The sequence below is a fragment of the Paenibacillus doosanensis genome, assembly GCF_025060755.1.
GTDB classification, from domain to species: Bacteria; Bacillota; Bacilli; order Paenibacillales; family NBRC-103111; genus Paenibacillus_S; species Paenibacillus_S doosanensis.
Map to the genome: position 1 here is coordinate 1 of NZ_JANYUY010000047.1, position 13,205 is coordinate 13,205.

At 49.8% G+C, this 13,205-nt stretch carries 10 protein-coding genes, 2 rRNA genes and 1 pseudogene; all 13 read left to right on the forward strand.

Annotated elements, in window-relative coordinates; all coding sequences use genetic code 11:
- Positions 1–89: ribosomal RNA gene (locus N0M98_RS25715) — 23S ribosomal RNA — on the forward strand; the annotation flags it as partial.
- A 159-nt stretch (positions 90–248) separates the two neighbouring features.
- Positions 249–365 (forward strand): 5S ribosomal RNA (gene rrf, locus N0M98_RS25720).
- A gap of 57 nt (positions 366–422) precedes the next feature.
- Entirely contained in the window at positions 423–1,325 is a 903-nt protein-coding gene (locus N0M98_RS25725; RefSeq protein ID WP_249860654.1) for a LysR family transcriptional regulator, read from the forward strand.
- A 110-nt stretch (positions 1,326–1,435) separates the two neighbouring features.
- Complete coding sequence (gene metE, locus N0M98_RS25730) at positions 1,436–3,724, forward strand: 5-methyltetrahydropteroyltriglutamate--homocysteine S-methyltransferase (RefSeq protein ID WP_259619585.1); 2,289 nt, start codon at positions 1,436–1,438, stop codon at positions 3,722–3,724.
- Positions 3,725–3,794: 70 nt separating this feature from the next.
- Positions 3,795–3,941 (forward strand): annotated as a pseudogene (locus tag N0M98_RS25735) (serine hydroxymethyltransferase); the annotation flags it as partial.
- A 78-nt stretch (positions 3,942–4,019) separates the two neighbouring features.
- Positions 4,020–4,568, forward strand: a complete 549-nt coding sequence (locus N0M98_RS25740; protein ID WP_249860656.1) for an NUDIX domain-containing protein — start codon at positions 4,020–4,022, stop codon at positions 4,566–4,568.
- A gap of 311 nt (positions 4,569–4,879) precedes the next feature.
- Entirely contained in the window at positions 4,880–5,341 is a 462-nt protein-coding gene (locus N0M98_RS25745) for a CtsR family transcriptional regulator (protein ID WP_249860657.1), read from the forward strand.
- Between the two features lie 14 nt (positions 5,342–5,355).
- Complete coding sequence (gene mcsA, locus N0M98_RS25750) at positions 5,356–5,874, forward strand: protein-arginine kinase activator protein McsA (protein WP_249860658.1); 519 nt, start codon at positions 5,356–5,358, stop codon at positions 5,872–5,874.
- A gap of 31 nt (positions 5,875–5,905) precedes the next feature.
- Entirely contained in the window at positions 5,906–6,967 is a 1,062-nt protein-coding gene (mcsB, locus tag N0M98_RS25755) for a protein-arginine kinase McsB (RefSeq protein ID WP_249860659.1), read from the forward strand.
- A gap of 72 nt (positions 6,968–7,039) precedes the next feature.
- Positions 7,040–9,481, forward strand: a complete 2,442-nt coding sequence (gene clpC, locus N0M98_RS25760) for an ATP-dependent protease ATP-binding subunit ClpC (RefSeq protein WP_259619586.1) — start codon at positions 7,040–7,042, stop codon at positions 9,479–9,481.
- A 279-nt stretch (positions 9,482–9,760) separates the two neighbouring features.
- A complete protein-coding gene (gene radA / locus N0M98_RS25765) occupies positions 9,761–11,128 on the forward strand; it encodes a DNA repair protein RadA (RefSeq protein WP_249860661.1) in 1,368 nt (455 codons plus the stop codon).
- 101 nt (positions 11,129–11,229) lie between these two features.
- Entirely contained in the window at positions 11,230–12,306 is a 1,077-nt protein-coding gene (gene disA, locus N0M98_RS25770; protein WP_259619587.1) for a DNA integrity scanning diadenylate cyclase DisA, read from the forward strand.
- Positions 12,307–12,369: 63 nt separating this feature from the next.
- Positions 12,370–13,104, forward strand: a complete 735-nt coding sequence (gene pssA / locus N0M98_RS25775) for a CDP-diacylglycerol--serine O-phosphatidyltransferase (RefSeq protein WP_249860663.1) — start codon at positions 12,370–12,372, stop codon at positions 13,102–13,104.
- Positions 13,105–13,205 lie beyond the last annotated feature (101 nt).

Consider the following 13,205-nt stretch of genomic DNA (forward strand, 5'->3'; position numbering starts at 1 on the left):
CCTTGAAGACGACGAGGTAGATAGGTTCGGGGTGGAAGCACGGCAACGTGTGGAGCTGACGAATACTAATCGGTCGAGGGCTTAACCAAATTCCCAAGAAAGTGAAGTGAAGAGAAGCTTCGAAGCTGATTCCGAATACTTTCTCGGGGCCCGGAAACAAACCGGGAAGAACAAATAACCATTGCTCAACAACGCGCACGAGTTTCGTATCTAGTTTTCAAGGCGCAAGCCTTGAAAAAGCTATACCGTTTGGTGATGATGGCGGAGGGGAACCACGCGTTCCCATCTCGAACACGACCGTTAAGCCCTCCAGCGTCGATGGTACTTGAACCGAAGGGTTCTGGGAGAGTAGAACGTCGCCAAGCAGCTAAAGCACTCACTTTTGTGAGTGCTTTTTGTTCTACTCGGGGAGGAGAAAATTCATGACTTTACAGCAATTAAAATATGTCATTGAAGTCGCAAACCGTGGCTCTATTAATGAAGCGGCCAAGAGGCTGTTTATTTCCCAACCCAGCCTTTCCAATGCGATCAGGGATCTGGAAGAAGAGATCCAAATTTCCATCTTCGATAGGTCCAATAAAGGGATATCGCTTTCCAAGGAAGGCGTTGAATTCCTAAGCTATGCGCGGCAGGTCGTTGAGCAGGCAGAGTTATTGGAGAGTCGATATCTCAATGCGAAGCCTTCTCCGCAGCATTTTTCCGTTTCGACTCAGCATTATGCTTTTGCGGTGAATGCGTTTGTCAGCCTAGTTTCCGAGTATGGTCAGGATGAATATGAATTAGCATTGCGTGAGACCAAAACTTATGAAATTATTGAAGACGTCAAAAACCTGCGCAGCGAGATCGGAATCTTATACTTGAACGAGTTTAACGGCAAGGTGATCAATAAGCTGCTTAAAAGCGCGAATCTGCAGTTCAACAGCTTATTTGTTGCCAAACCGCATATTTTTATAAGCATTAAAAACCCGTTAGCCAAGCAATCGGTCGTAACCATTGACCAGCTCCAAAACTACCCTTATTTGTCCTTTGACCAAGGGGAGTATAATTCCTTTCATTTTGCCGAAGAAATTCTTAGCACCATGTCGCATAAGAAAAGCATACGTGTTAACGACCGGGCGACACTCTTCAATTTATTGATCGGTTTGAACGGATATACGATATCCACCGGTGTTTTGAGCTCAGATTTGAATGGCAATGAAATCATCCCCGTTCCTCTGGATTGTGAGGAATCCATCAATGTCGGATGGATTTCCCATAGAAATGTTTCGCTATCCAAGCTCGGGGCGGCTTACGTAGCGGCGCTTGAGCAGCAGCTATCCCAATAACGCTTCGATATATATTTTAACTATACCTAGATATAGTTAAATCGAGTTACATTATACCCTCTTATCTATGATATCTTTCTCTTAACAAATTGTGGAGTGAGGGGTTTCTGATGGTAAGAAGCAGCGTATTGGGGTATCCGCGTATTGGAGCCGACAGGGAATGGAAGAAGGCGCTCGAAGCGTTCTGGGCAGGCAAGCTTGAAGAATCGGAGTTTCGGCTTCAGCTTCAAGAGATCCGTTTAAACCATTTGCGCAAGCAGCAGGAGAAGGGGATCGATCTAATACCTGTCAATGATTTCAGCTATTATGATCATATTCTGGATACCGCCGCCATGTTCGGCATTATTCCGAAACGGTTTGCTTTTGAAGGAGGCGTCGTACCTTTATCTGTCTATTATGGCGTCGCTCGGGGAACGAAGGAAGCCGCAGCAAGCGAAATGACCAAGTGGTTTAATACCAACTACCATTATATCGTTCCTGAACTGTCCGGTGCCTCTCCTGTCATTACGGAGAACAAGCCGCTGGCAGCCTACCGGGAGGCGAAGGAGAAGCTCGGGATTGAAGGTAAGCCGGTGATCGTTGGGCCTTTGACCTTCCTGAAACTGTCGAAGGGGTACAGCGCATCGGAAACGGACGCTTGGCTGCATCGGCTGCTCCCGCTGTATGTACAGATTCTTCAGGAGCTTGCGGAAGAAGGAGTTCAGTGGGTACAGATAGATGAACCGATTCTCGTGACGAAGCTAAGCGAAGAGGACGTTCAAAGGCTAAAAACCGTCTATGAAACATTCGCTGCATCCGTTCCTAATCTGAACATTATGCTGCAAACTTATTTCGAAGCGGTGGATCGTTATGCTGATATTGTTTCGCTTCCAGTCAAGGGAATAGGCTTGGATTTCGTTCATGGACTTTCCGGTAATATACAGTCCATTAAAACCTGCGGATTTCCTGCAGACAAAGTTTTGGGTGCAGGGGTCATTGATGGTCGCGGCATCTGGAAGGCGTCACTCCGCGGGAAACTGGAGCTGCTGGAACAGTTGGCCCAGTTCGTGCCTGCAGAACGTCTGCTCGTGCAAACCTCAAGCAGTTTGCTCCATGTTCCGGTAACTACAGAACGGGAGACGAAGCTTACACCCGAACTGAAAAATGCGCTCGCTTATGCGGACGAAAAGTTGGATGAGCTTGTTGTTATAACGAAAGCAGCGACATCGGGCAGTTCCGGGATCGCGGAAGAATTGGAACAATGCGATCGAGCACTTCAAGCGCTTCAGCAGTCGGAAGAACGCAACCGCAGCAGCATACAGCAGGCTGTCGCTGCGATTAACGTTCAGCAAGCGGAGCGTTCCCGCCCTTTTGCCGAACGCCATGCGGCGCAGCAAGCGAAATGGCAATTGCCGCTTTTCCCTACGACGACGATCGGCAGCTTCCCGCAATCTGCGGAAGTCCGGAAGGCGCGTCAATTATGGCGCAAGGGCGAGTGGAGCAATGAGCAATATGCTGCGTTCATTCGGGAGCAAATCGATACCTGGATCAAGATCCAGGAGGAAATCGGACTGGATGTTCTCGTCCACGGGGAATTTGAGCGGACCGATATGGTCGAGTTTTTCGGCGAGAAGCTCGCAGGCTTTGCATTTACGCAAAACGGCTGGGTGCAGTCGTACGGTTCGCGTTGCGTGAAACCGCCGGTTATATTCGGGGATGTAGCGTTCACGGGCGAAATGACGGTAGAAGAAACCAGATATGCTCAGTCTCGTACCAGCCGTCCGGTTAAAGGTATGCTGACTGGACCGATTACCATCATGAACTGGTCATTTGTCCGCGATGACATCCCTCGGGAGCAGATCGCATACCAGTTGGCCTATGCGCTCAGACAAGAAGTGGAGGCGCTGGAGAAAGCGGGCATCGGTATGATTCAGGTTGATGAGCCTGCGGTTCGCGAAGGACTTCCGCTGAAGGAAGAAGAGCAGGAAGCTTATCTGGCATGGGCGGTCAAAGCTTTCCGCATCGCCACCTGCACGGTACAGGAGACGACGCAAATTCATACGCATATGTGCTATTGCGAATTTCACGACATGATCGACTCCATTGAGGCGATGGATGCCGATGTCATATCCATCGAAACCTCCCGCAGCCACGGCGAATTAATTCATAGCTTCGAGTTGAACACCTACAAGCTGGGCATCGGTCTAGGCGTATATGATATTCACAGTCCGCGGGTTCCTAGTGTAGAGGAAATGACGGGCATGATCGAACGAGCTTTGCGTGTGTTGGACCCTAAGCTTTTCTGGATTAATCCGGACTGCGGCCTGAAAACCCGCGGACTCGAAGAGACGGTTGCGTCTCTGCGCAACATGGTGGATGCAACGAAAATTGCCCGCGAAAAGTATGCTGCCTTAGTCTAGGCCGTATACGGAGCAATAGAGCTATAGATTATCAAGCCCGGTCAAAGGAGTAAGTTATAGCGGAGCCATAGCGCTCCAGCCTGAATTCAAAACGTATGCTCAGCATGTCGTCAATAATGCCAAAACGTGATCGGAGGAGCTTCTGGCAGAAGGTATCGATCTTGTATCTGGAGGAACGGATCATCAGCTTGCGTTACTAAATCCGCTGTCTGTAAACGCAGCGAACGGTCGTTTATTCGGGCAAAGTATTTGATCTTCGGGTCAAATACTTTTTCTCATTTCAGGCGGGTTATTTTTGCCGAAAAAGTTGGTGGTCATGGTGAATTACGAATTCTCAGGCGCTTTGCCGAACCAAAAAATAATTTTATCGAAGGAATGTCTCATTGAAGAAGCTAACTGTGTCTTAATTTTCGCCTTTTATCAGGGCAAGCTGGTTCTTGTCCGGCATCGCAGCCGCGGCTGGGAATTACCCGGAGGGAGCAGGGAGGAAGGCGAGTCTGTGATCCAAACGGTTAGAAGAGAGTTGTACGAAGAGGCGGGAGGAGAGCCGGATTCGATTGAGCGGATTGGACAGTATTTAATTTTTGAACAAGATAGCCTTGTGTATGTGAAAAATATATATGTCGCAACGGTCAAAATGATTGGAGAACTGCCGGACGGATTTGAAACGCATGGCGTCATGCTGGCAGATCCCGTTCCGAAACAGGCAGACATTATGTATAATCCGTCGTTTAGCCCCTTAATGAAAGATAATGTGTATTCGATTGCTTCCGAATGGATCAAGGATCATCGGTTTACCGTTTCTTTAGAGAAAAGGACGGGGATTTCGCCTATGGATTCGTAAAGGTATACAAGGCAGATATCGGTTCTTTTATGGTCTTGTACAGTTTGGGAAGCAGCGGAGTCTTTCGGTGTTCATATCCTTCGAGGAAAACAATATTTGGAAAGTGCTCTTACGGTAAATAGGCGCATTTTATGTTAATACTTAAATTAAGAAGACGGTTCGGCACGATGTCCGTTATTAATAAAAAATTAGGCTTCTGCCGCTCGATATCAGTGTTTATCCATAGTTGCAAATTTTCTGAAAACTGCTATAATGTTATTAAAGTCAAAGAAAGTCAAAGTCAATTTACTTCTGGGAAGGAGGTTGAATTGATGCGTAATGTCTCCGAGGTCATCGAACAATACTTGAAGCATATCATTCAGCAGAGCACTGACGGCATTGTAGAAATTCAGCGCAATGAGCTGGCGGATCAATTCGAATGCGTCCCCTCCCAAATCAATTATGTCATCAGCACCCGGTTTACTTTGGAGAAAGGCTACATCGTCGAAAGTAAGCGCGGAGGCGGAGGCTATATCCGAATCCAAAAGATTGAGCTGAATACGCACGGATCTGTTCACGATCATATATTCAAAACGATCAGCTCGCAGATCGACCAGAGTGCTTCTGAAGGTCTCCTGTATCAGCTGGAGGAGAACGGTTATATTACTCCGAGAGAAGCCGCGATTATGAGGGCGGCTATATCAAGGGAAGTGCTCTTGCTGAAGCTTCCGCTGCGCGATGAAATCCGAGCCAAAATTATGAAGGCTATGCTGATATCCTTGTTGAGCAAATAAGGAGGGATTCTGAAATGCTTTGTCAGGAATGCGGGAAAAAACAGGCAACGCTTCATTTTACGAAAATTTTAAACGGCGAAAAGACCGAGTTTCATATTTGCGAATCATGCGCCCGGGAAAAAGGAGAGCTGATTCCGGGGACTCCGAACGGCTTTTCCATTCACAACCTTTTGTCGGGGCTGCTTGATTTCGAGCCAACCACTCATAACTCGGCGACTTCGAAGGCTCCGCCAAGCCGCTGCGAGCAATGCGGATTAACGTACTCGCAGTTCAGTAAGGTGGGCCGGTTCGGCTGCAGTTCCTGCTACAAATATTTCGGCGACAAGCTGGACCCTCTATTTAAACGGGTCCATGGAAGTACGCTTCATACCGGAAAGGTTCCTAAACGATCCGGGGGGATCATCAAGCATAAGAGGGAAATTGAGAACTTGAAGAAAGAACTGCTGCTGCGGATCGAGAAGGAAGAATTTGAAGAAGCCGCTCAACTTCGAGACGTTATACGCGACTTGGAGAAGAAGGTGGCCGAAAGCTAAACTTCTTTTGGCGAGTTAGGAGGAATTGCAGATGACAGTGAATCGATTTACCGAGCAGGCTCTAAGCGATTGGATGAAAGGCGACGGTCCCGACTCCGATATCGTGATCAGCAGCAGAATCCGTATCGCGCGAAACCTGCAATCCTACCCGTTTCCGATGCTTGCAACGAATCAGCAGTCTTTGGAAGTGCTGGAGAAAGTATCGGATGTTTTGCAAAATGAAGAACTGCATACGATCAGCCGGTTTTCACTGATTTCCCTTGCCGATCTGAACGACCTCGAAAAGCGGGTGCTGGTCGAAAAGCATCTGATCAGCCCGGCGCTGGCCAGCGAATCGCGCAACGGAGCCGTTATTCTCAGCGATAACGAGTCGGTCAGCATTATGGTGAATGAAGAAGACCATTTGCGAATACAATGCTTGTGCCCCGGTTTTCAAATTAAGGAAGCTTGGGATTTGGCCAGCCAAATCGATGATATATTCGAAGTGCAGTTGGACTATGCTTTCGATGAAAAACGCGGTTATTTGACAAGCTGTCCGACCAATGTAGGTACGGGAATTCGCGCTTCGGTGATGATTCATTTGCCGGCGTTGGTACTGACCCAGCAAATTAACCGTATTTTATCGGCCATCACGCAAGTAGGGCTGGCGGTTCGCGGGCTGTATGGGGAAGGAAGCGAGGCGCTAGGCAACCTGTTTCAAATATCCAACCAGATTACGCTGGGTCAGTCCGAACAGGAAATTATCGACAATCTGTACGGCGTCGTTCGGCAAATTATCGAGCACGAGCGCGCCGCGCGGGAGAAGCTTCAATACGAAACAAAAGCCAAGCTGCTGGACCGGATCAGCCGATCCTACGGGATCTTGTCGTACGCGGCGATTATGGATTCGAAGGAAGCAGCACAAAGGCTCTCGGACGTTCGCCTGGGGGTTGATCTGGGGATCATCAAAAATGTTCCTACACAAGTCATGAATGAACTATTGGTCATGACGCAGCCGGGTTTTTTACAGCAATATGCAGGAGAAAAGCTAACGGCTGAAGAAAGAGACATAAGAAGGGCGCAATTGATCCGCGAAAAGTTTTCGCAAACGTAGGCATGAATGCCGACGGAAATTCCCCTTTATATGGTTTGCAGAAATAATTATTCCTTTATGGAGGTGTTACACATGATGTTTGGCAGATTTACAGAACGTGCGCAAAAGGTGTTGTCTTTGGCACAAGAAGAAGCCGTTCGTTTAGGTCATAATAATATTGGCACCGAGCATATTTTGCTGGGATTGATTCGCGAAGGAGACGGTATTGCAGCGAAGGCGCTTATCGCTCTGGGGCTTGGTCTGGAGAAAATTCAAGACGAGGTAGAGGCGCTGATCGGCAGAGGTCAGGAGCAGCCGACGAATATCGCTTACACGCCGCGTGCGAAGAAAGTGATTGAGCTGTCGATGGACGAAGCCCGCAAGCTGGGCCATACGTATGTCGGAACAGAGCATATTCTGCTCGGTCTGATCCGTGAAGGCGAAGGCGTTGCGGCAAGAGTGCTCAATAATCTTGGCGTCAGCTTGAACAAAGCGCGTCAGCAGGTGCTTCAACTGCTCGGCAGCAGCGAGGTGGTATCTACCAACCATGGTAACACCACGAATGCGAATACGCCTACGCTGGACGGCTTGGCACGCGACTTGACGGCATACGCCAAAGACGGCAATCTCGATCCGGTTATCGGCCGCAGCAAGGAAATCGAGCGCGTCATTCAAGTATTGAGCCGGAGAACGAAGAACAATCCGGTGCTGATCGGGGAGCCGGGGGTAGGTAAAACGGCTATCGCCGAAGGCTTGGCGCAAAAAATCATCAATAATGAAATTCCCGAAACGTTAAGAGATAAACGCGTTATGACGCTGGATATGGGCTCGGTCGTAGCCGGTACGAAGTACCGCGGCGAATTTGAGGACCGTTTGAAAAAAATTATGGACGAAATCCGGCAAGCCGGCAACATTATCTTATTCATCGATGAGCTGCATACGCTGATCGGGGCGGGCGGAGCGGAAGGTGCGATCGACGCGTCCAACATTCTGAAGCCGGCTCTGGCCAGAGGCGAACTGCAGTGCATCGGGGCTACGACGCTGGATGAGTACCGCAAATATATCGAGAAAGACGCCGCGCTGGAAAGACGTTTTCAACCGATTACAGTGGATCAGCCTTCTCCGGAAGAAGCGGTCCAAATTCTGCACGGGCTGCGCGATCGTTATGAAGCGCATCACCGCGTAAAAATTACGGACGAAGCCATTGAGCAAGCGGTCAAGTTGTCCGACCGTTATATTACGGACCGGTTCCTGCCGGATAAAGCGATCGACCTGATTGACGAGGCCAGCTCCAAAGTAAGGCTTCGTTCGTATACGGTACCGCCCGATCTGAAAAAACTGGAAAGTAAACTGGATGATATCCGCAAGGAAAAAGACGCGGCAGTTCAAAGCCAGGAGTTCGAAAAGGCGGCCGCTCTTCGGGATACGGAGCAGAAGCTGCGCGAAGAGCTCGATTCCACGAAGAACGAATGGAAAGAGAAACAAGGCCGCACCGACTCCGAGGTAACTCCGGAAGATATCGCCCAGGTTGTCGCCAGCTGGACCGGCATTCCGGTGGTGAAGCTGGCGGAAGAAGAAACCGAGCGCCTGCTGAAGATGGAATCGATCCTGCACGATCGCGTGATCGGTCAGGAAGAAGCCGTCAAAGCCGTCAGCCGTGCTATCCGCCGCGCCAGAGCGGGACTCAAAGATCCTAAGCGTCCGATGGGCTCCTTCATTTTCCTTGGACCTACCGGCGTCGGTAAAACCGAGCTGGCCCGTGCATTAGCGGAGTCGCTGTTCGGCGACGAGAACGCGGTCATCCGGATCGATATGTCCGAATATATGGAGAAACATTCGACTTCTCGTCTGGTCGGCGCGCCTCCGGGATATGTCGGATACGAAGAGGGCGGCCAGTTGACGGAGAAGGTTCGCCGCAAACCGTATTCGGTCGTTCTGCTGGATGAAATTGAAAAAGCGCATCCGGAAGTGTTCAACATCCTGCTGCAGGTGCTTGAAGACGGCCGCTTGACGGACTCCAAAGGCCGCACGGTCGATTTCCGCAATACGCTGATCATTATGACATCCAACGTCGGTGCGGATACGATTAAGAAAAACTCTTCTCTCGGCTTCACTGCCGTGCATGATGCGGGCAAAGATTATAACAATATGAAAGACAAAGTGATGAGCGAGCTGAAAAAGAGCTTCCGTCCGGAGTTCCTGAACCGGATCGATGAAATCATCGTGTTCCACTCTTTGGAGGAGCAGCACATCGCTCAAATCGTCACTTTGATGGCGGAAGAGCTGCGCAAACGTCTGAAAGAGCAAGAGGTCGACTTTATTCTTACCGACAAAGCCAAGGCGTTCCTGGCCAAGGAAGGATTCGATCCGACCTACGGGGCAAGACCGCTCCGCAGAGCAATTCAAAAGCATATCGAGGACCGGTTGTCCGAGGAGCTGCTTCGCGGTCATATCTCCAAAGGCGATACGCTCACCATTGATGAGAAAGACGGAGAATTAACGGTAGAACGCAATCAAAAGGTTGCAACATCTTAAGCCGTCGCAGCGTCTACATCCTGTACCCTTCTTAGGGGTGCAGGATTTTTTTTGTTGTTTAGGAAATGATGCGCAGCCATATCCTGTGGATATCCGGGGGCTCCCCCGAAAGTAATCGGAATAAGCTTCAGAGCATCACGTCACTTTTTGGGAATTTGTTCTTCATTTGCCGCAGAATGATTTTTATTAGTAGGGAAGAAGGGTTTTCATAACCTCCACAAAATGGTAAACTTTGATAAGACAACGGGATGCGGACGATAAACAACTAGGAGAAAAACGATGGCCAAACAAAAAACGAAATTTTGCTGCCAAGAGTGCGGCTATGAATCGCCTAAATGGCTGGGCAAATGTCCGGGCTGCCAAGCATGGAATACCTTCGTCGAAGAAGTGGAGACGGTAACGAAGACGCAAGGCATCACTTCTTCTTTATTACGCACGAAAGAAAAACCGGTATCCATCATAAATATAAAAAGCAGTGAAGAACAGCGAATCGTTACGCGCAATAAGGAATTAAACCGCGTACTCGGCGGCGGGCTGGTACCCGGATCGCTGCTCCTTGTAGGCGGAGACCCTGGGATCGGCAAATCGACGCTGCTGCTGCAAACCTCCCATGATCTGACGCTAAGCAACCAGAAGGTGCTGTATGTATCGGGAGAGGAATCTGTGCGGCAGACGAAGCTGCGCGCCGATAGGCTGAATGCTGCATCCGAACAATTGTTCGTTCTGTGCGAAACGAACCTGGAATTGATCGAAGCGGCGATCGAAGACGTTCAGCCCGATTTTATCGTGATCGATTCGATTCAAACCGTATATCATCCCGGCGTCGCTTCGGCGCCAGGGAGCGTGTCCCAAGTTCGGGAATGCACGGGGCATTTCATGAGAATTGCCAAAATAAAAGGTATCGCCACGGTTCTCGTGGGTCATGTTACTAAAGAGGGAGCGATTGCCGGTCCGAGGCTGCTGGAGCATATGGTCGACTGCGTCCTTTATTTTGAGGGCGAACGCCATCATTCGTACCGGCTGCTCCGCGCGGTGAAAAACCGTTTCGGCTCGACGAACGAAATCGGCATTTTCGAGATGCGGGAAGACGGCTTGGCCGAAGTGAACAACCCTTCGGAGCTGTTTCTATCCGAGCGGCCGCTCGGCGTATCCGGATCGACGGTCGTTGCGAGCATGGAAGGGACGCGTCCTGTACTGGTGGAGCTGCAGGCTCTCGTATCGTCTACGAACTTCCCTTCGCCGCGGCGGATGGCAACCGGTATCGATCATAACCGGCTCGCGCTAATTATTGCGGTGCTTGAGAAACGCATGGGCATGTTTTTGCAAAATCAGGATGCTTATGTGAACGTTGCCGGCGGAGTGAAGCTCGATGAGCCTGCCGTCGACTTGGCTATAGCGGTGAGCATCGCTTCGAGTCTGCGCGAGCAGCCGACGCAGCCGTTCGATGTGGTATTCGGCGAAGTGGGCTTGACCGGCGAAGTCCGGGGCGTCTCCCGGGTCGATCAACGGGTGAAGGAAGCGGAGAAGCTCGGGTTCCGCAGAGTTATCGTGCCGGAGCGAAGTCTGAAGGGATGGACGCCGCCGTCCGGAATTGAAATTATCGGAGTGAATACGGTCGCCGAAGCGCTGAAAGCTGCGCTGGGCTAGCGGTTAGTGTATATGCTTACGAAGTAGGTTTTCCTTCGGAAAACCCAAAGCCAACGCTTACGAAGTAGGTTTTCCTTCGGAAAACCCTTAGGAGGGACAACATGAGCAAGGAAGAAACCAAAAGAGATGTGATGAGCCAGCTTCTGCAGCTGGTCGCACCGGGGACGGCGTTTCGGGAAGGGCTGGAAAATGTGCTGCGCGCAAAAACCGGCGCCCTGATCGTCGTAGGCTACAGCCCTGAAGTGATGGAAATCGTGGACGGAGGCTTTTCCATTAATTGCGACTTCTCGCCGAACTATTTGTACGAGCTCGCCAAAATGGACGGAGCAATCATATTGAGCGAAGATCTGAAACGAATATTGTATGCGAACACCCAGCTGATTCCTAACTCTTCGATTACATCGACGGAAACGGGAATCCGCCACCGGACAGCCGAGCGGGTAGCCAAACAAACTTCCAAGCTCGTGGTGTCCATCTCCCAGAGGCGCAACGTCATTACATTGTATCAGGGCAACCTTCGCTATTCGCTTAAGGATATGGGGGTTATTTTGACCAAAGCGAATCAGGCGATCCAGACATTGGAGAAATATAAATCCGTGCTCGACCAGGCGGTGACCAACTTGGGCGCTTCCGAATTCGAGGAATCCGTAACGCTTCACGATGTGACGAACGTCGTTCAGCGCATTGAAATGGTGCTGCGGATTAAGGCTGAAATCAAGCGCTATATCAACGAGCTCGGCACGGAAGGACGCCTTATCAGCATGCAATTGGAGGAATTGGTAGGAGCGACGGAGCATGAAGCGCAACTTTTAATCAAAGACTACGTAAGAGAACTTGTAGACGACAAAGTGAAGGACATCATGAAAAATTTAAGGCGAGTGGCTACCGATGAAATATTGGATCATTCGCATATCGCGCGGATTCTCGGTTATCCTCATGCGAGCAACGCCGAAGAAACCGTATCGCCGCGCGGATATCGGGTGCTGAATAAAATCCCCCGTCTGCCTTCGGTTATTATCCATAATTTGGTGGAACGTTTCCAGCAGTTACCTCATCTTATGATGGCTACGATCGATGAATTGGATGAAGTGGATGGAATTGGAGAAGTGAGGGCGCGCGCAATTAAAGAAGGATTAAAACGAATTCAAGATCAAGTACTCATTGACAGACATATTTAACTTGCATACAATCAGAGGGTAACCTATATAATAGGGTACAGTAAACTAGAGGTGGACAAATAAATGTTGACTAAATCTATTCCCAATCTTTTTACAGTAGGGAACTTGTTTTTGGGATTTATATCGATCATATTGGCCTTTAACCAAAAGGCGGAGCTGGCTGCAATCATGGTCATTATCGCTATGCTGTGCGACGGCTTGGACGGCCGGGTAGCCCGCGCGCTAAATGCCCAAAGCGAATTCGGCAAAGAGCTGGACTCCTTATCGGACGTCATCTCGTTCGGCGTAGCTCCGGCTTTCATCATGTACGTGGCCGCTTTTACGGAAATGAACGCTGCCGCGGCTTGGATCATCACCGCGATCTTCCCGATTTGCGGAGCGCTCCGCCTGGCCCGCTTTAATGTCGTAGCCGGTGTGCCGGGTTACTTCATCGGCTTGCCGATTCCAGCGGCCGGAGGCGTATTATGTACGCTGGCGCTGTTCCATACGGAGCTTCATACCGCCGTATTGGTGCTCAGCACGCTGTTGCTCTCCTATTTGATGGTCAGTACGGTGAAATACCCGAACTTCAAGAAAGTCGGCATTCCGAAGAAGGCGATTTGGATTACGCCTATCGTCATCGTCATTGCCGTCGTTATCGCTTACCAATATCCGGGCATGTTGTCCAAAATGATTTTTGTACCGCTGCTTCTCTATGCGCTGTACGGCCTAAAAAAAAACGTTGAACGCCTCTTGCCAAGACGAAGAAGAAAGAACCAATCCGTCGACGAAGTGAACTCCGAGACAAGGCCGATGTAGCCGTTAATAACACGCTTTGCGTTAATAAATGAGGCGAAAATGAAAAGCATTTATTTTCCTTGAGGGGAAAGTAAATGCTTTTTTGCTTTTTCTTTGGCTTG